Source organism: Phyllobacterium bourgognense (genome assembly GCF_003337575.1).
Classification (GTDB): Bacteria; Pseudomonadota; Alphaproteobacteria; order Rhizobiales; family Rhizobiaceae; genus Phyllobacterium; species Phyllobacterium bourgognense.
The window spans coordinates 280,454-303,657 of sequence record NZ_QPJM01000001.1; the positions used below are offsets into that span (position 1 = coordinate 280,454).

A 23,204-nucleotide genomic window follows, 5' to 3' on the forward strand; every position below is an offset into this window, starting at 1 on the left:
AATATCACGGAATTTCAATATTATTTTAATTTTGTCAAACATCATGTATTATACATAGATATTTTTAGAAATACTACTGATGGTACACAGATGTTTTCATATTTCAACTTTTGATTGAAAGTTTAAAAATGGTATTGTTGCGCGACTACATTTGCCATCTCCAGATGCCACCAAGGCGTTTAGTTGCCTCCATCCGTCATTAGAGGTACCTCCAATGACGAGGGAAATAGCTGTTTCGCTCGCGTCTCGTCTCTGCGCAGGTGGAATGGCGAAGCCGCCGATCATTGCTGCGTTCAGGCGATCTTTTTACAATTCGACTTCGTTCCTCGACGAACTTTACACATCCGAGGATGCCGATGACGCACTGATCGCAGCATGTACAGCCAATGAAGTAGGGTTGTTGTTTGATGAAATAGCTACGGACGTACATGTCGTCGCCCCCATGCTGCCGGATTTTGTGGCTCTGAGCCATATAAGGCACGCAGTGGTGGTCACATCCGACCACACGACATTGATCTATATAGCACCGACGCTGCGAGATATTGCCGTGCTCAAAACTCATCTTCCCCAAAGTCAGGATATCGTTGACCGATTGAGAATAACGACTCCCGCACGCCTTTCGGAATTTCTGCGACTGCATTACGAACAAGCGTTAGCGGACAATGCCGTAAACATTGTCGAAACCACTAGTCGGGGATTCTCGGCAAGAATCGTTGTGACCGGCAGGCAAGGGATACTTCTGGGGCTTTTGACCGCGTCGATTGTATTCGGACTTGTGCTCGCACCTTCTTGCTTGTGGTTCATTCTTCACATGCTTTTCTCGATGTTTTTTTCCGGATGCATTCTCTTGCGACTATTGGCGATGAGGGCAATGGTACGAAGAGAAACGCGAGTCCTCCCAACCGTTCCAGCGTATAAGCTTCCTGTCTACAGCATCATGATTGCGCTTTACAAAGAGGCCGATGTAGTTCCGCAATTGGTCCGGGCGATGACAAAGCTCAACTGGCCGCGCTCGAAGCTGGAAGTGACCTTCCTGTGCGAAGCGGACGACTTCGCGACCATTGCAGCGTTCGAGGAACAAAAACTGCCTTATGGTTTCAAGGTCATTCCAGTGCCCGGCATCGGGCCTCGTACAAAGCCGAAAGCCCTTAACTATGGACTTCAATTGACGCGCGGGGAATTTGTGGTTGTTTATGACGCGGAAGACAGACCCCATCCCGATCAACTTCTCGAGGCATGGCAGCGCTTCAGCACGGAAGAGAGCAATCTAGGTTGCCTGCAAGCTCCCTTGGTTATTGCGAACGCTCACGAAGGGTGGCTTGCCCGTTTGTTCGCATTCGAATATGCCGTGCATTTCTCTGGCCTTTTGCCCTGGCTTGCCCGCAACGGTCTCGTGCTGCCGCTCGGCGGAAGCTCCAACCATTTTCGCCGAAGCTGTCTGGAGGGAGTTGGCGGTTGGGACCCATACAACGTGACCGAAGATGCTGAACTTGGTACGCGGCTCGCTCGTCGAGGATTTCGTGCCGAGATGCTATCGCTGCCAACGATTGAAGATGCGCCTACAACTACCGACGTGTGGTTGCCGCAGCGGACACGCTGGCTGAAAGGCTGGATGCAGACTTGGCTGTTCGAGATGCGGCACCCGAGGGAGTTTTTGATCGACCTCGGTTTTCGCCGGTTTTTAGTCTACCACACGTTGATGGCAGGCTTGATTGTCTCCTCGCTGCTATATCCGCTTATACTTGTTTTCATTGCGCATTCGGGGCTCAATCTTATTCTGGACAACGCTGCTGCCGCAGATCGCGGTATTCTAGTCTATGATTGCATGAACATTACCATGGGTTACCTGTCATTCCACGCGCTCGGAAAATGCAGCTCAGTAGGTAGAGAAATAAAAGGTTCGATACTGCGCGTTGTACCGTTCTATTGGATGTTGGTATCCGTCGCGGCTTGGCGTGCGGTCAAGCAACTCTACACACAGCCCTTTCTATGGGAAAAGACGCCTCACCGACCGGCCGCGGTTAGAGAAAGCCTGGACCCGAACCGATAATCAAGGCGTCCTCGTTGCCGATCAAATCGAGATCTCGGTCCTTGTAGGGTAGGCTCAAGAGTATTCGGCGGATCACTGCATGGCGTGCGCGGCGTTTGTCGTTGGAACGCACGATCGTCCACGGCGCGTAAGGCGTATGGGTCCGAGCAAACATCTGGTCGCGTGCCTTCGTATAGTCGTCCCATTTTTCGGCACCCATGATATCAATCGGTGAGAATTTCCAGTTCTTTAAAGGGCTATGCCTGCGATCGTGGAAGCGCTTCAATTGCATGATCTGGCCGATATCAAGCCAGAATTTGAAAAAATGAATATCATCGGCCACGACCATGCGCTCAAGGCCGGGTGCCTCTTCGAGAAATGTCTCATGCTGTTCGGGGGTGCAAAATCCTAGCACGGGTTCGACCCCCGCGCGATTATACCAGGAACGGTCGAAGGTTACGAATTCGCCGGTGGTGGGAAAGTGCGAGACATAGCGTTGGAAATACCATTGGCCCCGCTCGGTCTCGCTGGGTTTGGGCAAGGCGACGTTGCGCGCGGAGCGCGGATTCATGTATTGACGCAAATTGAAGATCGTGCCGCCCTTGCCCGCCGCGTCCCGTCCCTCGAAAACCGCCATCACCCGGCCGCCGGTATCCTGCAGCCAGTATTGCAGCTTCACCAGCTCGATTTGCAGCTTCTCGAGGGTCTCCGCGTATTCGTCTTTTGGCATCTTTTCTGTATAGGGAAAATCACCGGATTCCAGCGCGCCATCCTCGATCCAGACCGGTAATTTCGGATCGTCAATATTGAAGCTGCGCTTCTTGCCGTCAATCTTCAGTTTGAGTGTGGATTTCCCTTGGTCCGGGCGTTCCGATCTCTTTTTTGAATCTTTACCCAACTCATTCATCCTCAATTGACATAAAGCCATGTTATTGGGAGAGCGTTGCCTCGTCCAGAGGCGAAAAAGGACTGTAGTACAGGAGTTTAACACATGCGCATGTGGAGGCTGGAAAGCCGGACCTTGTGGCGAAGAGCTGTGGAAAGGTTGATCCAGGCGCGGTTTGTGCTGGGAGTTGCTGCGTTCATTACAGCCTTGGTTCTGAGTTCTGGTGCGTCCTGGTGGTTGAGTTTTGGCATCCTGATGCTGGTTTTCCTCGCCGTCGTCATGCTTTCAGCAGCTCTCCCCCGCAACACAGCCCGACACACCGATACAAATATTCACGATCCGGCAATATTCAGCCTGTCGGGCCAGCAACTAGCAGCGCAATTGCCGGATCCACTGATCATTTTTGATCATGAGGGGACGATCCTTTACGTCAATCCAGCGGCCAATGGTGCTTTTCCACCATTGGCGCGTGGCGGTGCACTCTTAATGCATTTCCGTGCGCCTGAAATGCAAACACTCGTCCAATCCGTAGTAGCCGATGCGATGGCACGATCTGTCGACTATTTCGAGCGCGTTCCGGTAGAACGCTGGTACCGCGCCACCGTACTCCTGCTCGATCAGGCGGGTGGAGCGGATCGACAGTATCTGCTATCATTCCGCGATCAAACCGAGGCGCATCGTCTGGAGCGCATGCGGTCCGATTTCATCGCTAATGCCAGTCATGAGCTACGCACACCGCTCGCCTCGCTCAGCGGTTTTATTGAGACTTTGCGGGGCCCCGCACGAAATGATGAAGCGGCGCGCGATAATTTCCTCCAGATCATGCAGAAACAGGCCGAGCGCATGGCACGGCTGATCGATGACTTGCTGTCGCTATCCCGCATCGAGATGAAGGCACATATTGCGGTCAAGGATCAGGTCGATCTGGCGGTTGTGCTCAACCATGTGGCGGACTCACTTAGTCCACTCGCCGCCGAACTTGGCGTCGAGTTTGAGCGCAACATCGATACTGGGCCCATCAACGTTCTCGGCGATCGTGATGAACTAACGCAGGTTTTCCAAAACCTCCTGGAAAATGCCTGCAAATATGGCCAATCCGGCAAAAAGATTATCATCGAGTTGAAACGGGAGGATGGGGCTATCAAGGCCACCATACAGGATTTTGGTCCGGGCATTCCAGACGAGCATATACCGCGGCTTACTGAGCGGTTCTACCGTGTCAGCCTGGAGACGAGCCGGGCTCAAAAGGGAACTGGCCTTGGCCTTGCTATCGTCAAACACATCCTTACACGACATCGCGCACGGCTGATCGTCCGGTCCAAAGTCGGCGAAGGCTCGTCGTTCACCGTCGTTTTTTGACAACTGAAAGGCCACAGCTCGTAACAAAAAAGGCGCCGCTGGGCGCCTCAATGGGTTTCTACACTGGAATTATCGGATGCGGCGGCGATCCGAAGCCGGCTGATACGCCAAACGCGAATGATAGGTGCAGTAGGGCCCGGATTCGCCGACATCATTACCGCAGAAGTTGAAATCCGGCTGCAGAGGATCCCCGACTGGCCATTTGCAAGTCCGTTCACTCAACTGCACGAGTTCGAGCCGCCGAGAAATGGGTACGACGACATCGGTCACAGTTTTCGTGACAGTGTGCGTCACGAGATCGGTGCTGTATTCTGTCTGCAATGCGGTTGCGCCGACACTGCGGTTCACGACCCTGCTCGACATATGCCCGAGCGAGCCGGCGCTCCGATGACTGCCGGACGCACTGGTGTTAACTTTCTTGCTGCGTGTCTGGGTTGAAGTGGTCTTGCCACGACCCGACAACTTCAGCCGATGTACTTTGCCGATGACAGCATTGCGGCTGACACCACCCAGTTGTGCTGCGATCTGGCTTGCACTCAGACCTTCGGCCCAAAGTTTCTTTAGCTGCTCTACGCGCTCATCTGTCCAGTTCATCGTTTCCTAGCTCCATATGGGGCTCAGTTTTGTGCGGAGGTTAGACTGAATCCTTCCTCGTATCTGGATTGCTCCAGATTGGCCTGATACTATATCTATTCAGATGACGAGGACGCCGCACGAAATCTAGCTATTTCGTTTCCCAACGTACAATATGGGATGACTCTGTGACAAGAGTCGGGCGGGCATACGGGTAAGGGTTTTTGGGGTTTTCCCCAACTTGCGCCACTAACTGTTGCAAAAAAACACCCGCTAAGCGGCTTGGGCCTGCTCGCTAAGGTCGCAGGGACGAAATCGTAAATGCATCCAAAGCTCGGGTCACCGAGAAGGACTTGTAAAGTGTTCATTTGACAACCGAGGTTCGAATGGCGATATTACCATTGTATGGCCGCCCCCAAAAATGGCATTGTGGGGCGGCTTTTTGATTTCATCGCTGCCGATTTCTTCTTTGCAATCAGCAGGTTGGCAACTGGGTTTTGGAGGCCCTTGACGATATGACGGACGCAAACGCGCACCCGCTTTACGACACTTATGCTCGTGCGGATCTGCGCTTTGAGCGAGGCGAGGGCATGTGGCTAATTACCGAAGCCGGCGATCGTTATCTTGACTTCGCTGCCGGTATCGCTGTCAATTCGCTTGGCCACGCGCATCCACACCTCGTCGAGACTTTGAAAAGCCAGGCTGAGAAGTTGTGGCATGTCTCCAACATCTATGAAATTCCGGGCCAGAAACGCTTGGGCCAGCGCCTTGTCGATAGTACCTTCGCCGACAAGGTCTTCTTCACCAATTCCGGCGCAGAGGCGCTAGAATGCGCAATCAAGACGGCGCGGCGCTTTCACTACGTCAACGGTAACCCTGAGCGGTTCCGCATTATCACGTTTGAAGGCGCCTTCCACGGCCGTACGCTGGCGACGATTGCCGCTGGTGGTCAGCCGAAATACCTTGAGGGTTTTGGACCAAAGGTCGAAGGCTTTGATCAGGTGGCTTTTGGCGACGAAAAGGCTTTGAAGGCAGCAATTGGACCCGAAACCGCAGCCATATTGATTGAACCGATTCAGGGCGAGGGCGGTGTGCGTCCGGTTCCGGACGAGGAACTGCGCGCGCTGCGCAAACTCTGCGACGAGCGCGGCTTGCTATTGATCCTTGACGAGGTTCAGACAGGCATGGGCCGCACGGGCAAGCTCTTCGCACACGAATGGTCTGGCATCATGCCGGACATCCTAGCCGTCGCCAAAGGTATTGGTGGTGGCTTTCCACTCGGTGCATGTCTTGCGACCGCCGAGGCCGCCAAGGGTATGACAGCCGGAGTGCATGGCACGACCTACGGTGGTAATCCGCTGGCCATGGCTGTAGGCAACGCAGTTCTCGACGTCGTTCTGGAAGAGGGTTTCCTTGAGCATGTGCAGCAGATTGCGCTGTTCATGAAGCAGGGGCTGGCCTCAATTTCCGATCGCTATCCGGAAGCGATTTCCGAGGTGCGCGGCCGCGGATTGCTGATTGGGCTGAAGTGTGCTGTACCAAACACCACGATGGTTCAAGCTCTGCGCGACGAACATTTGCTCACCGTCGGTGCGGGCGACAACGTCGTCCGCCTTCTGCCACCACTGGTTGCAACCGAAGCGGATGCTCGCGAGGCCCTCGGGCGGATCGAAGCTGCAGCCGAGCGTCTGTCAGTCACAGCCAAACTAAAAAGCGCTTAGAGACGAGTCTCATGATGATCAAACAGGACCTCCGTCATTTTACGGATATATCAGCGCTTTCGTCTGGTGATTTGCGGCACATTCTCAACGACGCGCGCGCCCGTAAAACGCGCCTCAGGGCCGGCAATGTCGACAAACCTTTTGCCGGCAAGGTGCTGGCGATGATATTCGACAAGCCTTCGACCCGCACGCGCGTGTCCTTCGATGTGGGCATGCGTCAGCTCGGCGGCGAGACGATCATGCTAACGGGATCGGAAATGCAGCTTGGCCGCAGCGAAACCATTGCCGACACGGCAAAGGTGTTGTCGCGTTATGTCGACATCATCATGATGCGAACAACAACGCACGAACGGCTGACCGAGATGGCCGAAAACGCCACGGTACCCGTGATCAATGCGCTGACCGATGACACGCATCCGTGCCAGATCATGGCCGATATCATGACATTCGAAGAACATCGTGGTGCGGTGAAGGGCAGGACTTTCGCCTGGACAGGCGACGGCAACAATGTGCTGCACTCGCTCGTCGAGGCGGCGGCGCGTTTTGATTTCAATCTCAACATCGCGACGCCGGAAGGCAGCGAACCGGATAGAAAATATCTCGATTGGGCCAAGCGTGCTGGCGGCAGGATCAGACTGACGACGGATCCAATTTCGGCCGTCGAAGGTGTTGATTGTATCGTTACCGATACCTGGGTATCGATGGGACAGGAAGGCCGTGCGCGCGGTCACAACGTGTTCATGCCATACCAGGTCAACGACGCATTGCTCAAACATGCCGCACCTGATGCCTTGTTCATGCATTGCCTTCCCGCACACCGCGGCGAGGAGGTGACCAACTCCGTCATCGATGGACTGCACTCCGTCGTCTTCGACGAAGCGGAAAACCGTCTGCATGCACAAAAGGCAATTCTTGCCTGGTGCCTCGAAGGAGGCCGCCCTAATGCCTGATACTTCCATTCGCACTGACGAATATGTATTCGCTGGCGATGATGCCGTGGTTCCGTTTCAGGTCGAGGAACTGGATGCGCGCGGGCGTGCCGTTCAGCTCGGACCCACACTAGACGACATATTGAGCCGCCATGACTATCCGGAGCCAGTAGCGAAGCTTCTGGCGGAGGCGATCGTCCTTACCGTACTGCTCGGCACATCGTTGAAATTCGATGGTAAATTCATCTTCCAATCGCAGTCGGATGGCCCAGTCGACATGCTGGTCGTTGACTTTCGCACGCCGAATTCTGTTCGCGCTTACGCGCGCTACGACGAGGAGCGCTTGGCCGAAGCCATCGCTGAGAATCGGCTCTCTCCGGTAGAGTTGATGGGCGGCGGCACACTGGCACTCACCGTCGATCAGGGCGAATACACCCAGCGGTATCAGGGCATCGTCGCGCTCGATGGCTCCAACCTCGAAGAGATCGCCAAGACCTATTTCCGCCAGTCCGAGCAGATTCCTACCGACCTTCGTCTTTCGGTTGCAAAGCTGATCGAACGTGGCGAAGACGGCAAACCGGTCGAGCAATGGCGCGCCGGTGGGCTCATCGTGCAGTTCCTGCCTGAATCGGAACTGCGCATGCGTCAGCGTGATCTACCAGCGGGTGACGCGCCGGAATCCGACGACGACGATGAAGTCGACCTTGTCGAAGACGATGACTGGGCTGAAGTCAAGGCACTCGTTGCGACGATCGAAAGCTCGGAATTGACCGATCCTCAAGTGGGAGCCGAACGCCTGCTATACCGCTTGTTCCACGAGCGGGGCGTCCGTGTTTTCGACGCAGTGCCGGTGAACGATGATTGCTCGTGCTCACGCGAGAAAATTGCCGGCGTACTGTCTGGCTTCACTGCTGAAGAGATTACCGACAGCATCGAGGATGGCAAGATTAGCGTCACCTGCGAATTTTGCTCGACAGAATATGAATTCGATCCGGCAGAGTTTTTGCCAAAGAATTGAGCAATCAGGCACGCATTGGCGCGGTTACTTCGTGAACCATCGTTACCACAATTAATAGTGCGATGAATGCGCAGACAATCAGCCAAAGCGGCCATTCTCTCGTGGATTTCTTCGCCAGCAGGCCGACGATGAGACCGGGAACCATCACCAGCGCGACCAGCTGGCTGACAGCTTCCGTTCTTGTTGTGAAACTTGGCAGAGTATAGCCCAGGAACTGTGCGCCTATGGCCAAAGCAAAGGCAACGGCAGAGCAGGCCAAAGCCTTGATGTAAGGCGATTGAGTGCGATTTGTTTCTTGCATCAGTTCAATGTGCGTAACTGGTCGGGCAGGTCAAGTGAGAATGCTGGAATCTCGACATCAAAGCGTACTCCACTATCGGTCTGCATTGTATAGCGGCCGACCATGACGCCGGATGTTGTGGTTAGCGGACAACCAGAGGAGTATTGGAAGGAGTCTCCGGGATTGAGAATAGGTTGTTCACCGATGACGCCCGGCCCGCGCACTTCCTCCATGTGGCCATTACCATCGGTGATTTTCCAGTAGCGCGCACGCAATTGTACAGTAGAATCCGACTCATTGGCGATGGTAATGCGGTATCCCCAAACATAGCGGTTCTCTTCCGGGTTGGATTGCTCCTCCAGATAGAACGGTTCGACGGTTACTTCTATATCGCGGGTAATGGCTTTATACATACCTTCTCTCAGTTTATTGTCCTCATATCGCGGGTCGGCGCCATCGCGTCAACCATCCAGAGAAAGTTGGGTTTAAATCCTTCGTGAACAGCGCATTTTTGGCTAATATAGAGATGAAGCCGTTTGGTGGAGCTAAGCAATTCTATTGATGAGTCTCGAAGAATTCGCAGAAATGGCCCTTTCATTTCCTGAAACTATTCAGGCAAGTCATTTCAACACGACCGATTTTAGGGTGAATGGAAAAATCTTCGCAACATTGCGCCCAGAGAAACTGCGCGGTGTATTGTTGCTCACTCGGGAAGATCAATCCCTCTTTCGTGAGACGTCGAAAGATATGTTTGAGCCCGTGCCGGGTAGATGGGGCGAGAACGGTTCGACTTATGTCGTTCTGGACAGGGCCGATCCCGAAGCAGTACGCCACGCCATGGCGATCGCCTGGAAGAGAGCCGCGCCGAAATCAGTCTCCGCGCGGCACGTCCTCTAATCTTCTACACCGCCGCTTTCAACGCGATATCGAGATCCTCGATCAGATCGTCCGCATCTTCAAGCCCGACTGACAGCCGCAATAGACCATCGGAAATACCGAGCTCAGCGCGCGCCTCGTCGGTGAGATTCTTGTGAGTGGTGGTGGTCGGATGGGTGATCAGGCTCTTTGAATCGCCGAGATTGTTGGAAATCTGGATGATCTCCAGGGTATTCTCGACATTGAAAGTCGCCTTCTTGGCCCCCTTGACTTCGAAGGCGATCAAGGTTGAACCGCCCGACATCTGCTTGGCGATGATATCAGCCTGTGGATGATCGGCACGTCCCGGATAAATTACTTTAGAGATCGCCGGATGATCCGCAAGGAAATCGGCGATTTTTGCTGCGGTTTGCGTTTGCTGGCGCACACGCACGGTCAACGTTTCGAGACCCTTCAGCATGACCCACGAGTTGAACGGGCTGAGACCAGGGCCGGTATGGCGGAAATATTCGTGCAAATTTTCGTCTACCCACTGCTTATCGGAAAGGATCACGCCGCCAAGACAACGACCTTGTCCATCTATATGTTTAGTTGTGGAATAGACGACGATATGGGCACCGAGTTCCAGCGGCTTCTGGAAGAGCGGCGTCGCGAAGACGTTGTCGACGATGAGCTTGGCACCGACGGAATTGGCCACCTGTGCCACCGCCGCAATATCGATGACTTCCAGTGTGGGGTTGGTCGGGCTCTCCAGGAACAGCACCTTGGTATTCGGACGGATGGCGTTTTGCCAATTCTCGATCTTCGAGCCATCTATCAAAGTAAAATCAACACCATAGCGCGGCAGAAGCGTTTCTATGATGTAGCGACACGAGCCGAACATCGCCCTTGCGGCCAGAACGTGGTCGCCGGCCTTGACCTGGCAGATGATGGCTGCTGCCACAGCCGCCATGCCTGACGCCGTAGCACGCGCATCTTCAGCGCCTTCCAATGCGCACATGCGCTTCTCGAACATGTCCGTTGTCGGATTGGCATAGCGGGAATAGATGAAGCCCGGCTCCTCACCTTTGAAACGGGCTTCAGCGGCTTCGGCGCTGGGGTAGACAAAGCCTTGCGTCAGGAACAACGCTTCGGACGTTTCTCCGAAGCCTGAACGCAGCGTTCCGGCATGGACGAGTTGGGTTGCGGGGCGCAGCTTGCGGGTGATGTTCGCGGTCATCGTCTTCTCAATCTGCCAGAATCTGGCCAATAAAAAACCGGCCTTGCGTGAATCGCAAAAAGGCCGGACGAAACCGGGCCTCTTTTAGCAAATTATTTAACGTGGCTGCAAGCCGGCCGGCCAAATCACCACGGGATAAAACTGCTTTAATCCTCTCAAGCGCTTGCGTCAACCGGGCGAGACGCTAAAGCTTTTGTATGTTTCTGTAAGGTTTTGGCGATCGATATGAGTAGACATCAAGCAGGTATTCTGGCGGACAGCGGCATCAGGGCTCTGCATCAGGCGGGCGCGCTCAGGACAGAGCGGGATTTCGATCATGATCAGATCCAGCCTGCTAGCCTTGACCTGCGGCTTGGTACGAAAGCCTATCGCGTCCGAGCCAGCTTTATGCCGGGGCCTGGAACCGCCGTTATCGATAAGCTCCAGCGTCTCAAGCTGCATGAAATCGATCTGACCGAAGGTGCGGTGCTTGAAACGGGCTGTGTGTACATCGTCCCCTTGCTGGAAAGCCTGCATCTCCCGCCAGAGGTCTCTGCTTCCGCCAACCCGAAAAGTTCTACCGGTCGACTCGACATTTTCACGCGCGTCATCGTCGACGGTGCGCAGGAATTTGACAAAGTGCCAGCAGGCTATCACGGGCCGCTCTATCTTGAGGTCAGTCCGCGCACCTTTCCGATCGTGGCGCGTACCGGATCGCGCCTGTCGCAAATCCGCTTTCGCACCGGGCGCGCCCAGCTGGAAGAGGTGGAACTTACGGCCTTGCATGCGGCGGAAATCTTGGTCGCGTCCGAAACGCCCAACATTTCCGGCGGGGGTATTGCACTGTCAATCGATCTGACTGGCGATGCGCACGGTCTTGTCGGCTATCGCGGCAAACATCATACAGGTGTCGTTGATGTGGATAAACGCGGTGTGCATGACCTTCTTGATTTCTGGGAACCGATCCATGACCGTGGGGCGCGCGAACTGGTGCTCGATCCCGACGAGTTCTATATTCTGGTTTCGCGCGAGGCCGTACATGTGCCGCCGCTCTATGCCGCAGAAATGACCCCGTTCGATCCGCTGGTTGGAGAGTTCCGAGTCCACTATGCCGGTTTCTTCGACCCGGGTTTCGGCCATACTGCTGCGGGTGGAACTGGCAGCCGTGCAGTCCTTGAGGTGCGCAGCCATGAAGTACCGTTCATTCTCGAACATGGTCAGATCGTCGGACGCCTGATCTATGAGCATATGCTGGAGCGCCCGCGCGCTCTTTACGGAACCGACCTCGGTTCCAACTACCAGGCACAGGGCCTGAAATTGTCAAAGCACTTTAAATGATACGCGGGGAACGCTTGACAAGAATGGGCTTCAACGAACATTGATAAGCAGATGCGGGTGTAGTTCAATGGTAGAACGGCAGCTTCCCAAGCTGCATACGAGGGTTCGATTCCCTTCACCCGCTCCATTCTTCAATGAATTTACTGATGTTTTGTGGAACCGCCGCCGCCGCTCTTTCGCGGTTGCGTTGCTGATAGGGGCTTAGCCAATATTCCCCGAACTCGATCTTCCTTCATTCATGCGATGCCGGCGGAGTGCAAGGGCGGTGCGTTTTGTCCGAGGCGGCGCGAAGCTTGTTCGCAGTCGTGATGGACAGGTTGCTCATATGTCGATCCACAGCAAGAGCCGAGTTCGGCGCCGCATACGAATACGCAGATGCATAATTACGTGACAGTGTCGAATATTCGAGTACTACAAATCTGGTCGGGAAACCGGCTAGAGCGCGCGCCGTGGCAAGAACGAAACGTTCCCATTGCCGCTGCCCGACGCGCCGACTGTGTCTGCGCCATCAACATGGTCGATGCCAGTAGCAACAACCGAAACCCGGAACGTTCCTTCGAGAGCATTGTCGAACGTGGCTCCCAGAATGATGTTGGCTTCGTCATCCACTTCCTCGCGGATCCGCGTGGCCGCCTCGTCAACTTCGAACAGGGTCATATCCCTGCCACCAGAAATGGAAACGAGGACCCCCTTGGCTCCTTTCATCGAAGCGACATCGAGTAACGGATTTGCAATGGCCGCTTCAGCCGCTGCTATCGCTCTACCAGTACCTGAGCTCTGCCCGGTACCCATCATGGCGCGGCCCATGTCGCGCATCACCGCCCGAACATCGGCAAAGTCCAGATTGATTAGTCCTTCGCGGATCATGAGATCTGTTATGCAGGCAACACCGGAATAAAGGACGCGGTCCGCAGTCGCGAAAGCGTCAGCGAACGTGGTCGACGCATCAGCAACACGGAAAAGATTCTGGTTTGGTATTACGATAAGCGTATCGGCACTGTCCCGCAGCAGTTTGAGCCCGTCTTCTGCGAACTTCATGCGGCGCGTCCCTTCGAAGTTGAATGGCTTCGTCACGACAGCAACCGTCAATATGCCGGCATCGCGTGCTGCCCGTGCGATCACGGGAGCAGCGCCTGTCCCGGTTCCACCCCCCATACCGGCGGTTACAAAACACATATGGGTACCGTTGAGATGGTCCATAATCTCATCGATGCTTTCCTCAGCCGCGGCTCTTCCGATTTCTGCTTGCGACCCGGCTCCAAGGCCCTGCGTTACATTCACACCGAGCTGTATCAAGCGGCCAGCCTTCGACATGGTCAGTGCCTGGGCATCGGTGTTCGCGACCACGAATTCCGTTCCCTGAAGCCCCTCGCGGATCATGTTGTTAACGGCATTGCCGCCGCCGCCGCCGACACCAATTACAGTAATATTCGGCTTCATCTCGGTGATTTCCGGATGCTTGGGGTTGCTCGACATCACTTCGTCCTTCCTTGCCTGCAGTGAACTGGCATAGTTGGCACGGGACAGGATTGCCGGATGGAATACCGAAAACGAATCAAATCGACTCAACTCATCCCGAGCAAGAGATATGAATCAGACAAGCGTCGTCGACGCAACCGTTGCCTCACTCTGACGCCGACGATTGCCTCGGAACTTTGCCGGGTAAAAGACATCATACAACTGATGTTTTTTTGTATGTTGACATGATCTCTGAATAGCCCTACCCATTAGTCCAGCCGAAGGAGGAGCGGCTGACAAATGATCCTTATTGCCCCGGATATGCTGCTGTCCGTCGACCCCGCGTCAGTGCGGCGGAGCACGAGTCGTGAAGGATTTCCGACCATCAGCCGGCACAGGCATACCGATCCGCGTCTCGACAATCTCTTTATGCTCGACAGTCCCGAAGGCACGCGCCGTTCCTGCGTGTTTCATCGCCGAACGCCAATTGCGGAAGGCGAGGCCGATGGACTCGCTCATGCGTCTGGCTGCGACCTCGCAACGAGGTCATACAAATTGTGAATTCATAGCCGCAACAGCGGGCGCAACGCCCGCCAACTGGAGGAGAAAAATGTTGCATATCACCGAACTCTGGAAGGGGGTCGCGCTCGCGTCCATGCTCATGCTGGGTACAGCGTCGGCACAAACGGTTTTGAAGTCGTCCGATACGCATCCGGATGGCTATCCAACGGTCGAGGGCGTCAAATACTTCGGCGAACTCGTCAAGGAACGTACGGGCGGACGCTATTCCGTCGAGGTCTACCACTCGGCCCAGCTTGGAGAAGAAAAGGACACGATTGAGCAGGTCCGTTCCGGCGTCATCGAGCTGAACCGCGTCTCCATGGCGCCATTTAACGGCACGGTGAAAGAAACCATCGTGCCGGCGCTGCCCTATATCTTCCGCTCGGAAGACCATATGCACAAAGTCATGGACGGTCCGATCGGCGACCAGATCAAGGCGGCCTTCGAGCCGGTAGGCCTCGTGGCGCTCGCCTTCTATGATGCCGGCGCGCGCTCCTTCTATAATTCGAAGAGGCCGATCAAGAAGGTCGAGGACATGAAGGGACTTAAGTTTCGCGTGATCCAGTCCGACATCTTCGTCGACATGACGACCGCGCTCGGCGCGAACGCCACACCGATGCCCTACGGCGAAGTCTACTCCTCGATCGAGACGACAGTAATCGACGGAGCGGAGAACAATTTTCCGAGCTACGACACCGCCAAGCACTATGAAGTTGCCAAGTATTACTCGATGGACGAGCATACGATCCTTCCCGAAGTGTTCGTGATGAACAAGGCAGCCTTCGACAAGCTAACGCCCGAGGACCAGGCAATCTTCCGGCAGGCGGCCAAGGACAGCGTTGCAAAGCAGCGCGAATTGTGGACTGCCAAGACCGCAGAATCACGTGCGACCGCGGAAAAGGTCGGTGCCGAAATCAACGAGGTGGACAAACAGGACTTCATCGACGCGATGAAGCCGGTCTACGACAAGCACATCCCCGACGAAGTTCTCAAGAAACTCGTCGATGACGTGCGGGCAGTTCAGTAAGTGCAAACATCGCCGCCCCGCGTCCGGTCCGCCGGTACCAGGGGTGGCTCCGTCCTTCGCGGCGTTGGCGCGGACCCCCGGTCCGAACTTCCGCCAAGTCGGGAGGCCCAGGAGACGCCAAACCCTATGTCCACGGAACTGAGATCGGGCCTGCCCCTGCTGTCGAAGCTCAGCACGGCGGTCCTTTACACCGCCGGCGCCGGGCTCGTCGCCATGACGACCATCGTCGCCTGGCAGGTCTTCTGCCGCTACATTCTCAACGACTCCCCGAGTTGGACCGAACCCGGTGCCGTTATCCTGATGAGCTGGTTCATCTTCCTCGGCGCTGCCGTCGGCGTGCGGGAGAACAACCATATGGGTTTCGACGTGCTGCTCTACCTCCTGCCGCCAACCGGCAAGAAGTGGCTGCGCATGATCTCCGACATCGTCATCTTCTCCTTTGGGCTGGGCATGATGTGGTACGGCGGCAACCTGGTCGGGTTGACTTTCGCCACGACGCTGCCGGCCCTCGGTATATCAGGTGCATGGGACTATGTGCCGCTCATCGGCGGCGGGTTTCTGATCGCGCTGTTCTCGATCGAGCGCATTGCCATCAGAGCGCTCGGCGCGCCCATAGACGAGGCGCTTGATGAAATGGCGCCGACCGAGATCGCAGTTGAGCTTGAGAATATCACGGACATTCGACGGGATGCCGCCAACTTTGTCCGCGCGGATGCCCGCAGCCACGGCAAGAAGGACTGACGCGATGGAACTCTGGATATTGTTCGGCACCTTCACGCTGCTGATGCTGATCGGCACGCCCATCGCATTCTGCCTAGGCGTGTCGAGCTTCGCGACGGTCCTCTACATGGGCCTGCCGCCACTCGTCGTCTTCCAGCGCATGAATTCTGGTATGAGCGTCTTCTCCATGCTCGCCATCCCCTTCTTCATCTATTCTGGTGATCTGATGGTGCGCGGCGGCATTGCAGGGCGTATCGTCGCCTTCGCGGCGGCGATCGTCGGCCACCTGCGCGGCGGGCTTGGCCAGGTCAATATCCTGACTTCCACGCTGTTCGGCGGCATTTCCGGTTCGGCGGTCGCAGAAGCGGCCGCTGTCGGCGGTCTGATGATCCCGCAGATGAAGGCGCGCGGCTACGGCGCCGACTATGCGGTCAACGTTACCTCGATGGCGGCGCTGATCGCGCTGCTCCTGCCGCCCTCGCACAACATGATCATCTATTCGATATCGGCCGGCGGCAAGATCTCCATCGCTGATCTCTTCACTGCCGGCATCGTTCCGGGATTGCTGTTCGCCGCAGTTCTCATGGTAACCGCCTACATCGTTGCCCGCAGCCGCGGTTACCCGACCGAGCCCTTTCCCGGCGTGATGGTAGCCCTGCATTTGCTGGCCGTCGCCGTTCCCGGCCTGCTCTTGATCGCCATCATCTTCGGCGGTGTGCGCTCGGGCATCTTCACGGCGACCGAAAGCTCCTGCATTGCGGTCATCTACGCGCTCGCGATCACGGTCTTCGTTTACCGCCAACTGACATGGCGCGACTTCGTCCACGCCACCATGGGGGCCGTGCGCACCACGGCCATGGTGCTCCTCATCATCGGCTGCGCGGCGGCCTTCTCCTGGCTGATGGCGTTCCTCCGGGTTCCGGCGACACTCGTCGCCTGGATGCAGACGCTCTCCGAAAACCCGATCATGATCCTGCTGCTTCTAAATGTGGTTATGCTGGTCCTCGGCACGTTCATGGACATGGGGCCGACCATCATTATCACCACGCCGATCTTTCTGCCCGTCGCCAGTGCCTATGGCGTCGACCCGATCCATTTCGGCGTGATCATGATCCTGAATTACGGCCTTGGCCTCAATACACCGCCTGTCGGAGGGGTCCAGTTTGTCGCCTGCGCCGTTGGCAAGATATCCGTGTGGGAGGCCATGCGTTCGATCTGGCCATTCTATGGCGCGGGCATCGTCGTGCTGATGCTGGTCACGTATATACCGGCCCTGTCGCTTTGGCTACCGGGCGTCTTCAAGTAGGGAATGGACATGACGGGAAATCTGACGGATGTAAGGATCGAGCGGAGGCCGAAGCTCTTCGAGACGGTTGTGCAGACGCTGCGCGGCCAGATTCTCGGCGGGGATTTCCAGGTCGGCGAGAAGCTTCCCACCGAGGCACGCATGACCGGCATCTTCGGTGTGAGCCGCACAGTGGTGCGGGAAGCAGTGGCGGTGCTTGCCGCCGAAGGCCTGATAGAGGCGCGGCACGGCGCGGGCGTCTTTGTGCTCGATCATCCGACCCGCAGGATCAGCGCCATCACCGCTGACATTGGCAACCGGATCAGCCAAGCCGTTAACGTACTGGAAGTGCGCATGGGCATCGAGATCGAGAGCGCCGGCCTAGCCGCTCAGCGCCGGAGCCCCTCTCAGGAGGCGCGCATCCAGGAGGCGTTCTTCGAGTTTGAGCGGCTGCTGAAAAACGACGAGCCGACCGGCAAGGCGGACTTCGCTTTCCATAGAGAAATTGCCGCTGCGACCAACAATCCGTTCTATGTCGAAATCCTGGATGCACTCGGGGATCGGACCATTCCATGCGACCGCAATTCCCCATTGTATTCGGTCGAAGTCCTCTCGTACGAATATCTGCACGGCCTGCAGCGCGAGCATCTGCGCGTCCTCAAGGCAATTTCTGCCGGTGATGCGGACGCAGCGCGCGCCGCGATGCGTGCACATCTTCAGGCTGCGCGGGATCGCTACCGTCAACGCCTTTCCGGCCAACAGGCGGGCTACCATCAAGGCACGTCGGCAGTGACGCGCTCCGACATTTCCCAACCGAAGGCAAAGCTGAAATGAGTATCGAATCCACCTCCCGTTTCGCGATAGATCCCTCCGCCGCCGCCGCCATGGGCACGGACGAGCTGCGACACCACTTCCACATTGGCAATCTCTTCGAGCCGGGCAGGATCAGCGTCACCTATACCCATTACGACCGCATGATTGTCGGTGGCGCGGTTCCCGGGCGCGACCCGCTGACGCTGGAGACGATCAAGTCAATCGGCACGTCCTCCTTCCTGGAGCGCCGCGAACTCGTCGTTGTCAATGTCGGCGGCGAAGGCACGGTCCTGGTGAGCGGCGAGCAACACCGGCTCGGTACCCGCGACATGCTCTATGTCGGGCTCGGCGAAGAGGTGGCCTTTTCCTCCACCAGTGCCGACAGACCGGCGAAATTCTACCTCCTGTGCGCGCCGGCGCACCGCAAGTGCCCGACGCGACTCATCACGCTCGACATGGCCAAGCGCCTCGACCTCGGCGGTCAGGAGACCTCCAACGAGCGTTCCATCTATCAATTCACCACCTCGATCGAAACCTGCCAACTCGTGGTCGGCATGACGCAACTCGCCAAGGGCTCGGTCTGGAATACCATGCCTGCCCATGTCCACGACCGCCGCATGGAGGCCTATCTCTACTTCGATCTCGCCGAGACGGCGCGGGTCTTCCACTTCATGGGCGAACCGTCGGAGACCCGCCACATCATCATGGCCAACGAGGAGGCGGTGCTTTCCCCCGCTTGGTCGATCCATTCGGGCTGCGGTACATCCAACTATGCCTTCATCTGGGCGATGGCCGGTGACAATGTTGACTACACCGATGTGGATCCCGTCGCGATGGGGGACATGCGGTGACAGATCTTTCCGCATTCAGCCTCGCGGGCAAGCGCATCGCCGTCACCGGCGCCAATACGGGCATCGGGCAGGGTCTGGCCGTCGCCGTCGCGCGGGCCGGCGGCGCGGTGGTCGGCATCGGCCGGTCGACGATGGACCAGACGGCGAAGCTGGTCGAGGGCGAAGGCGTGAGCTTCCTCGCGGTAAGGGTTGACCTTGCCGACACGACGGCCGCGGTCGCCATGCTGAACGACCTGATGGCGGCCGGCCCGCTCGACGGCCTCGTTAACAATGCCGGCATCATTCGCCGCGCCGACAGCGTCGACTTCACCGAAGAAGACTGGGACGACGTGATGAAGGTGAACCTGAAGTCGCTGTTCTTCCTTTCGCAAGCTTATGGCCGCGCCTGCATCGCGGCAGAACGAGCGGGGCGCATAGTCAACATAGCCTCGCTCCTCTCCTTCCAGGGCGGCATCCGCGTGCCGTCGTATACAGCTTCGAAGCATGGCGTCGTCGGCATCACACGACTGCTTGCCAACGAATGGGCGGCAAAGGGCATCAACGTCAACGCGATCGCGCCGGGCTATATCGAGACCAACAACACGGAGGCCTTGCGCAACGACCCGGACCGGAGCAAGTCCATTCTCGAGCGCATTCCGGCGGGCCGCTGGGGTGTGGCCGATGACATCGGCGACGCGGCGGTATTCCTGCTTGCGCGCGCGTCCAACTATATGCACGGCGCCGTCATTCCCGTCGACGGCGGCTGGCTTGCGAGGTGATCATGACCGAGGGAACAAACATTTTCGTGCGTGCGTCCGAGGGCGAGTGGGACACAACGCCCGACGGCAACCGACGCCGCATCGCCTGCTACACGGACGAATTGATGATGGTGGAATTCGCCTTCGAAAAGGGCGGCGAGGGTTGGTTGCATTCCCACCCGCACGTGCAGTCGAGCTACGTTGCCGAAGGTTCCTTCGAAGTGACGATCGATGGCCGCACCGAGACCTTGCGGGTCGGCGACAGCTTCATTGTGCCTTCCGGCCTCCAACATGGGGTAAGGGCGCTGGAAAAAGGCCGCCTCGTCGATTGCTTCACCCCGCATCGCGCTGATTTCCTGACGACGTGATCCGGCCGGGAGGAGGCCCGACGCCGTGTAACCGCCTCCAGCAAAGGAACGCCGATGATGCAGGAGTGAATAGACGCACATGCGTGTCGCGATTAACGCTCATGGGTTTTCCCGGTCGAGACCCATGAATGCCTACGAATTCGTCGAACGAAAGCAACAAAAAAGTAGGGCCAGAGCATACCAGTGGTATTGGGTACCCCTGCCGCCGGTGGCTGCGTTCAGAAAAGCAATCATGCTGCGGAACCACCACAGACGAGGATATGCTCAGGTGGCTTGCCTTGACGGCGGTGCCTTCATGATCTGGGCATCACGGACAAGGATCGCCTGTCGATAAAAACTGCTGGACCACTATGCCGCCAGCTCTGTTTCGCGATCGAACAGATGCAGATCATCCAAGGAGATATGCAAGCGGACCTGGTCACCTTTGCGAGTTTCGGGCCTGCCGCCGTGGGCGAGAACAACTGGCTGCGATGCGACCTCCAAAACCACGAAGGTCATGCTTCCCGTCGACTCGATGCCGGTGACGGTCGCATCAATGGCCATGTCGTTCACGCAGGGCTTCAGGGAAAGATGTTCGGGCCGCATGCCAATCCAGAGTTGACGACCATGAGTCATGCCGCGGTTCAAACCAATTTGCTGTGTACCATCGTTATCGAGCACCAGAGCACCGTTGCTAGCCGCGGCCGCAGGCAGGAAGTTCATCGCCGGTGAACCGATGAAACCGGCGACAAACCTGTTCGCCGGCCGGTCATACAGATCAAGCGGACTGCCTTGCTGCTCGACAACTCCGGCACGCATAACGACGACGTGATCGGCCATGGTCATCGCCTCGACCTGATCGTGCGTGACGTAGACCGACGTCGCGTTCAGGCGCTCATGCAGCTTGCGTATCTCGCCGCGCATATGGACGCGAAGCGCCGCATCGAGATTGGAGAGAGGCTCATCGAACAGGAACACTTTCGGATTGCGCACAATGGCGCGACCCATCGCAACACGTTGTCGTTGACCGCCCGACAGCGCCTTGGGCAGGCGATCCAAAAGATTGCCAAGGCCGAGGGTTTCTGCAGCGGTTCGCGTGCGCTCCGCGATTTCTTCCTTCGGACGACGCCTCAGGCGCATGGAATAGTTCATATTATGCTCGACATCCATGTGCGGGTAGAGCGCGTAGGACTGGAATACCATGGCGACATCGCGCTCACGCGGCGGTTTGCCAATGACGCTCTGTCCGGCAATCCGGACATCGCCGGAGCTGGTTTTCTCGAGGCCGGCGAGGGTGCGCAGCAAAGTGGATTTGCCGCAACCGGAAGGACCTACGAGGGCGACGAACGAGCCCTGTTTGATGGAAATGTTGATGTCCTTGAGCGCATGGAACCCGCCATAATGCTTGTTCAGGTGGTCGATTTCGATCTGGAGCATCATTCACCTCATTTAAGTGCGCCGGCGGTAAGTCCGCTGACGATACGCCGTTGCAACAGCATGAATACGATCAGGATGGGCGTCACATAGATGGCCGCGTAAGTCATGATGCCGTTCCAGTCATTGGCATTCGGACCCATGAAGGTCTGCAATCCGACCGTTGCTGTCTGCAATTCGTTCTTGGCGATCAGCGAGCGCGCATAGACATATTCGCCGAAGGACTGCAGGAAGATCAGCACCGACGTGACGAGAATACCATTGCGCGCCAAGGGCAGCATGATGTGGAAGAAGGCGCCGATGCGTGATGATCCGTCGACGAGCGCCGCTTCTTCGAGTTCACGCGGCACCTGTACGAACGTTGCCCGGCAGAGAACGATATAGAGCGGCAAGACCTTCGCGGTCTGCGCCAGGATAACAGCGATGCGCGGACTGGCCAAAAGACCGATCTGGTTGAACATCACGAAGATGGGTGTGACCATCAAAGATGACGGCAAAACCTGCATCATCAGGATCGCGAAGAGGGCGATTTCAATCCAGACATTCCGCACCCGCGATAGTACGTAGGCACATCCAGTTCCCAGCGTCGTAGCAAGGATCGTAACACCTACCGCGATGAGCAGCGAATTCCAGATGTACCTCCCCATGCCGCGGCTCTTCCATACCTCCAGAAAATTCCATTGCGTGTCTGCCGGCCAGAATGTCGGAGGATACTGGAAGATCTCGGTACTGCTCTTCAGGGCGGTCAAATACATCCAGTAAAGCGGGAACAGATAGATTGCCGTCATGGCCAGACCGATGATGAGCAAAATGTAGCGTTTCATCAGGGTCCGCCTCAATAGCTGTGTTCATGACGCGTAGAGCGGACATAAACTGCCGCTACCACTATGACGAAGATGATCATGAGAACGGACACGGCACTGCCGAGAGAAATCTCATACGTCTGGAATGAGAACTGCCACGACCAATATTGAGCGACATTGGAGCTGTCAGCGGGACCGCCCTGTGTGAGCGCAGCGATCAAGTCGAACTGTTGGAGTGTAAAGATAACGCCGAGTGATATTACTGCGCCAAGCTGCGCACGCATCAGAGGGAGGGTTATAGATCGAAAACGCTCGAATACTCCTGCGCCATCAAGTTCGGCGGCCTCGTAGACGTCACGCGGTATGCTCGCGAGGCCGACCGAGAGCAGGATCATGTTGAAGGGAATGCCGAGCCAGATATTGGCGATGATAACGGCATAGAGCGCTACGTTTGGGTCCGAGAGCCAGAAGATGCGGTCATCGGCAATCCCGAGGGATGTCAGGGCATAGTTGATAACGCCAAAATCGCCGGCGAAGAGCCATTTCCAGATTGCGCCGACGACGAGTGCGGGCATGATCCATCCGGCCAGGAACAGGCCACGCAAATAGCTGGCACCTGGGAAGTCCTGCTGGAAGAAAAGTGCCAGCCCGAAGCCGATTGAAAGCTGGAACACAATAGAGAGAACCACAAATTTTACTGTGTTCCAGAAGATTGTACCGGCAACCGGCTGGGAGAAAATATCGTAGTAATTTTGCAAGCCGACGAACGGGCGGTTGAATGACGTGAGCGTGAACATGTCAACCGTCTGCAAGGACATGATGATATTGTAGATGATGGGAAACGCCGAAAAAATGATGAGATAGAGCAGGGCAAGCCCAAGCAGCAAGATGTCAAATCCGCTGCCGTCCCGGATGGTTCTGATGATGCCTTGCACAGTATCCTCCCGCTTGCCACTTCAAA

The 23,204-nt window shown here is 56.6% G+C and carries 23 protein-coding genes, 1 tRNA gene, 1 pseudogene and 1 riboswitch; of the genes and pseudogenes, 15 read left to right on the top strand and 10 right to left on the bottom strand.

Annotated features, from left to right (window positions below):
- Positions 1–151: 151 nt before the first annotated feature.
- A complete protein-coding gene (locus tag C7476_RS01365) occupies positions 152–2,050 on the top strand; it encodes a glycosyltransferase (protein ID WP_181872311.1) in 1,899 nt (632 codons plus the stop codon).
- On the opposite strand, the gene ppk2 is transcribed toward C7476_RS01365, so the two are convergent.
- Positions 2,022–2,867 (bottom strand): polyphosphate kinase 2, encoded by an 846-nt coding sequence (gene ppk2 / locus C7476_RS01370; RefSeq protein WP_425373935.1) that lies wholly within the window; start codon positions 2,865–2,867, stop codon positions 2,022–2,024. The two genes, C7476_RS01365 and ppk2, sit on opposite strands and share 29 nt — an antisense overlap.
- Before the next feature lie 153 nt (positions 2,868–3,020).
- On the opposite strand from ppk2, the gene C7476_RS01375 reads away from it, so the two are divergent.
- On the top strand, positions 3,021–4,274 hold the full coding sequence (locus tag C7476_RS01375) for an ATP-binding protein (protein WP_114428115.1): 1,254 nt from the start codon (positions 3,021–3,023) through the stop codon (positions 4,272–4,274).
- 69 nt (positions 4,275–4,343) lie between these two features.
- Here C7476_RS01375 and C7476_RS01380 read toward each other — a convergent pair whose 3' ends face one another.
- Positions 4,344–4,868 carry a GcrA family cell cycle regulator gene (locus tag C7476_RS01380; RefSeq protein ID WP_114428116.1) on the bottom strand — a complete coding sequence of 175 codons (525 nt, stop codon included), beginning with the start codon at positions 4,866–4,868 and terminating at the stop codon, positions 4,344–4,346.
- 494 nt (positions 4,869–5,362) lie between these two features.
- Here C7476_RS01380 and C7476_RS01385 point away from each other — a divergent pair, with 494 nt between their 5' ends.
- From C7476_RS01385 to C7476_RS01395, 3 genes are read left to right on the top strand one after another with little or no spacing between them, the layout of a single operon-like run.
- A complete protein-coding gene (locus tag C7476_RS01385) occupies positions 5,363–6,568 on the top strand; it encodes an aspartate aminotransferase family protein (protein WP_114428117.1) in 1,206 nt (401 codons plus the stop codon).
- An 11-nt stretch (positions 6,569–6,579) separates the two neighbouring features.
- On the top strand, positions 6,580–7,518 hold the full coding sequence (gene argF / locus C7476_RS01390) for an ornithine carbamoyltransferase (protein ID WP_181872312.1): 939 nt from the start codon (positions 6,580–6,582) through the stop codon (positions 7,516–7,518).
- Positions 7,511–8,515, top strand: a complete 1,005-nt coding sequence (locus tag C7476_RS01395; protein ID WP_245426013.1) for an Hsp33 family molecular chaperone — start codon at positions 7,511–7,513, stop codon at positions 8,513–8,515. Before argF ends, C7476_RS01395 begins: the two co-directional genes overlap by 8 nt.
- Before the next feature lie 4 nt (positions 8,516–8,519).
- On the opposite strand, the gene C7476_RS01400 is transcribed toward C7476_RS01395, so the two are convergent.
- Together C7476_RS01400 and apaG are read right to left on the bottom strand one after the other, a co-directional pair.
- A complete protein-coding gene (locus C7476_RS01400; protein WP_114428119.1) occupies positions 8,520–8,816 on the bottom strand; it encodes a hypothetical protein in 297 nt (98 codons plus the stop codon).
- Positions 8,816–9,208, bottom strand: coding sequence for a Co2+/Mg2+ efflux protein ApaG (gene apaG / locus C7476_RS01405; protein WP_114428120.1), 393 nt, complete (start codon positions 9,206–9,208; stop codon positions 8,816–8,818). The genes C7476_RS01400 and apaG overlap by 1 nt, the downstream gene beginning before the upstream one ends.
- A gap of 148 nt (positions 9,209–9,356) precedes the next feature.
- Between apaG and C7476_RS01410 the strand changes: the two genes are divergently transcribed.
- Positions 9,357–9,692: an MmcQ/YjbR family DNA-binding protein gene (locus tag C7476_RS01410; protein WP_114428121.1), complete on the top strand. Its 336-nt coding sequence runs from the start codon at positions 9,357–9,359 to the stop codon at positions 9,690–9,692.
- Positions 9,693–9,696: 4 nt separating this feature from the next.
- Here the strand turns inward: C7476_RS01410 and C7476_RS01415 are convergent, their stop codons facing one another.
- Positions 9,697–10,890 (bottom strand): O-succinylhomoserine sulfhydrylase, encoded by a 1,194-nt coding sequence (locus tag C7476_RS01415; protein WP_114428531.1) that lies wholly within the window; start codon positions 10,888–10,890, stop codon positions 9,697–9,699.
- Between the two features lie 62 nt (positions 10,891–10,952).
- A riboswitch (SAM riboswitch) is annotated at positions 10,953–11,032 on the bottom strand.
- An 83-nt stretch (positions 11,033–11,115) separates the two neighbouring features.
- Between C7476_RS01415 and C7476_RS01420 the strand changes: the two genes are divergently transcribed.
- Positions 11,116–12,207 (top strand): 2'-deoxycytidine 5'-triphosphate deaminase, encoded by a 1,092-nt coding sequence (locus C7476_RS01420; protein ID WP_114428122.1) that lies wholly within the window; start codon positions 11,116–11,118, stop codon positions 12,205–12,207.
- Positions 12,208–12,260: 53 nt separating this feature from the next.
- Positions 12,261–12,334: transfer RNA gene (locus C7476_RS01425), tRNA-Gly, on the top strand.
- 377 nt (positions 12,335–12,711) lie between these two features.
- On the opposite strand, the pseudogene ftsZ reads toward C7476_RS01425, so the two are convergent.
- Positions 12,712–13,683 (bottom strand): annotated as a pseudogene (gene ftsZ / locus C7476_RS01430) (cell division protein FtsZ); the annotation flags it as partial.
- Positions 13,684–14,010: 327 nt separating this feature from the next.
- The gene (locus C7476_RS28015) at positions 14,011–14,184 is read right to left on the bottom strand and encodes a hypothetical protein (protein ID WP_181872313.1); all 174 of its coding nucleotides are present in this window, start codon (positions 14,182–14,184) and stop codon (positions 14,011–14,013) included.
- A gap of 136 nt (positions 14,185–14,320) precedes the next feature.
- On the opposite strand from C7476_RS28015, the gene C7476_RS01440 reads away from it, so the two are divergent.
- The 7 genes from C7476_RS01440 to C7476_RS01470 all read left to right on the top strand — a co-directional run bounded on the left by C7476_RS01440 (position 14,321) and on the right by C7476_RS01470 (position 20,027).
- Positions 14,321–15,253, top strand: coding sequence for a TRAP transporter substrate-binding protein (locus tag C7476_RS01440; protein WP_425373936.1), 933 nt, complete (start codon positions 14,321–14,323; stop codon positions 15,251–15,253).
- A gap of 126 nt (positions 15,254–15,379) precedes the next feature.
- The gene (locus tag C7476_RS01445; protein ID WP_114428126.1) at positions 15,380–15,994 is read left to right on the top strand and encodes a TRAP transporter small permease; all 615 of its coding nucleotides are present in this window, start codon (positions 15,380–15,382) and stop codon (positions 15,992–15,994) included.
- Between the two features lie 4 nt (positions 15,995–15,998).
- The gene (locus tag C7476_RS01450; RefSeq protein WP_114428127.1) at positions 15,999–17,279 is read left to right on the top strand and encodes a TRAP transporter large permease; all 1,281 of its coding nucleotides are present in this window, start codon (positions 15,999–16,001) and stop codon (positions 17,277–17,279) included.
- Between the two features lie 9 nt (positions 17,280–17,288).
- Entirely contained in the window at positions 17,289–18,092 is an 804-nt protein-coding gene (locus C7476_RS01455) for a FadR/GntR family transcriptional regulator (protein WP_114428532.1), read from the top strand.
- On the top strand, positions 18,089–18,922 hold the full coding sequence (kduI, locus tag C7476_RS01460) for a 5-dehydro-4-deoxy-D-glucuronate isomerase (RefSeq protein WP_114428128.1): 834 nt from the start codon (positions 18,089–18,091) through the stop codon (positions 18,920–18,922). The genes C7476_RS01455 and kduI overlap by 4 nt, the downstream gene beginning before the upstream one ends.
- Complete coding sequence (gene kduD, locus C7476_RS01465) at positions 18,919–19,680, top strand: 2-dehydro-3-deoxy-D-gluconate 5-dehydrogenase KduD (protein ID WP_114428129.1); 762 nt, start codon at positions 18,919–18,921, stop codon at positions 19,678–19,680. Before kduI ends, kduD begins: the two co-directional genes overlap by 4 nt.
- Before the next feature lie 2 nt (positions 19,681–19,682).
- On the top strand, positions 19,683–20,027 hold the full coding sequence (locus tag C7476_RS01470; protein WP_114428130.1) for a cupin domain-containing protein: 345 nt from the start codon (positions 19,683–19,685) through the stop codon (positions 20,025–20,027).
- Between the two features lie 348 nt (positions 20,028–20,375).
- Here the strand turns inward: C7476_RS01470 and C7476_RS01475 are convergent, their stop codons facing one another.
- Genes C7476_RS01475 through C7476_RS01485 form a run of 3 tightly spaced genes read right to left on the bottom strand, consistent with a single transcriptional unit; the run spans position 20,376 to position 23,178 of the window.
- Complete coding sequence (locus C7476_RS01475) at positions 20,376–21,446, bottom strand: ABC transporter ATP-binding protein (protein WP_114428131.1); 1,071 nt, start codon at positions 21,444–21,446, stop codon at positions 20,376–20,378.
- A gap of 5 nt (positions 21,447–21,451) precedes the next feature.
- Positions 21,452–22,264 carry a carbohydrate ABC transporter permease gene (locus C7476_RS01480; RefSeq protein ID WP_114428132.1) on the bottom strand — a complete coding sequence of 271 codons (813 nt, stop codon included), beginning with the start codon at positions 22,262–22,264 and terminating at the stop codon, positions 21,452–21,454.
- A gap of 11 nt (positions 22,265–22,275) precedes the next feature.
- On the bottom strand, positions 22,276–23,178 hold the full coding sequence (locus C7476_RS01485; RefSeq protein WP_114428133.1) for a carbohydrate ABC transporter permease: 903 nt from the start codon (positions 23,176–23,178) through the stop codon (positions 22,276–22,278).
- Positions 23,179–23,204 lie beyond the last annotated feature (26 nt).

What these genes read in the sequence shown, in the direction of transcription:
- C7476_RS01445 (WP_114428126.1), top strand. Translation starts at nt 15,380, where the DNA reads ATGTCCACGGAACTGAGATCGGGCCTGCCCCTGCTGTCGAAGCTCAGC.
- C7476_RS28015 (WP_181872313.1), bottom strand. Translation starts at nt 14,184, where the DNA reads ATGAGCGAGTCCATCGGCCTCGCCTTCCGCAATTGGCGTTCGGCGATG.
- C7476_RS01400 (WP_114428119.1), bottom strand. Translation starts at nt 8,816, where the DNA reads ATGCAAGAAACAAATCGCACTCAATCGCCTTACATCAAGGCTTTGGCC.
- C7476_RS01410 (WP_114428121.1), top strand. Translation starts at nt 9,357, where the DNA reads ATGAGTCTCGAAGAATTCGCAGAAATGGCCCTTTCATTTCCTGAAACT.
- C7476_RS01380 (WP_114428116.1), bottom strand. Translation starts at nt 4,868, where the DNA reads ATGAACTGGACAGATGAGCGCGTAGAGCAGCTAAAGAAACTTTGGGCC.
- C7476_RS01415 (WP_114428531.1), bottom strand. Translation starts at nt 10,890, where the DNA reads ATGACCGCGAACATCACCCGCAAGCTGCGCCCCGCAACCCAACTCGTC.
- argF (WP_181872312.1), top strand. Translation starts at nt 6,580, where the DNA reads ATGATGATCAAACAGGACCTCCGTCATTTTACGGATATATCAGCGCTT.
- apaG (WP_114428120.1), bottom strand. Translation starts at nt 9,208, where the DNA reads ATGTATAAAGCCATTACCCGCGATATAGAAGTAACCGTCGAACCGTTC.
- C7476_RS01420 (WP_114428122.1), top strand. Translation starts at nt 11,116, where the DNA reads ATGAGTAGACATCAAGCAGGTATTCTGGCGGACAGCGGCATCAGGGCT.
- C7476_RS01455 (WP_114428532.1), top strand. Translation starts at nt 17,289, where the DNA reads ATGACGGGAAATCTGACGGATGTAAGGATCGAGCGGAGGCCGAAGCTC.
- C7476_RS01395 (WP_245426013.1), top strand. Translation starts at nt 7,511, where the DNA reads ATGCCTGATACTTCCATTCGCACTGACGAATATGTATTCGCTGGCGAT.
- C7476_RS01470 (WP_114428130.1), top strand. Translation starts at nt 19,683, where the DNA reads ATGACCGAGGGAACAAACATTTTCGTGCGTGCGTCCGAGGGCGAGTGG.
- C7476_RS01475 (WP_114428131.1), bottom strand. Translation starts at nt 21,446, where the DNA reads ATGATGCTCCAGATCGAAATCGACCACCTGAACAAGCATTATGGCGGG.
- C7476_RS01375 (WP_114428115.1), top strand. Translation starts at nt 3,021, where the DNA reads ATGCGCATGTGGAGGCTGGAAAGCCGGACCTTGTGGCGAAGAGCTGTG.
- kduI (WP_114428128.1), top strand. Translation starts at nt 18,089, where the DNA reads ATGAGTATCGAATCCACCTCCCGTTTCGCGATAGATCCCTCCGCCGCC.
- C7476_RS01440 (WP_425373936.1), top strand. Translation starts at nt 14,321, where the DNA reads ATGCTCATGCTGGGTACAGCGTCGGCACAAACGGTTTTGAAGTCGTCC.
- C7476_RS01450 (WP_114428127.1), top strand. Translation starts at nt 15,999, where the DNA reads ATGGAACTCTGGATATTGTTCGGCACCTTCACGCTGCTGATGCTGATC.
- C7476_RS01480 (WP_114428132.1), bottom strand. Translation starts at nt 22,264, where the DNA reads ATGAAACGCTACATTTTGCTCATCATCGGTCTGGCCATGACGGCAATC.
- C7476_RS01385 (WP_114428117.1), top strand. Translation starts at nt 5,363, where the DNA reads ATGACGGACGCAAACGCGCACCCGCTTTACGACACTTATGCTCGTGCG.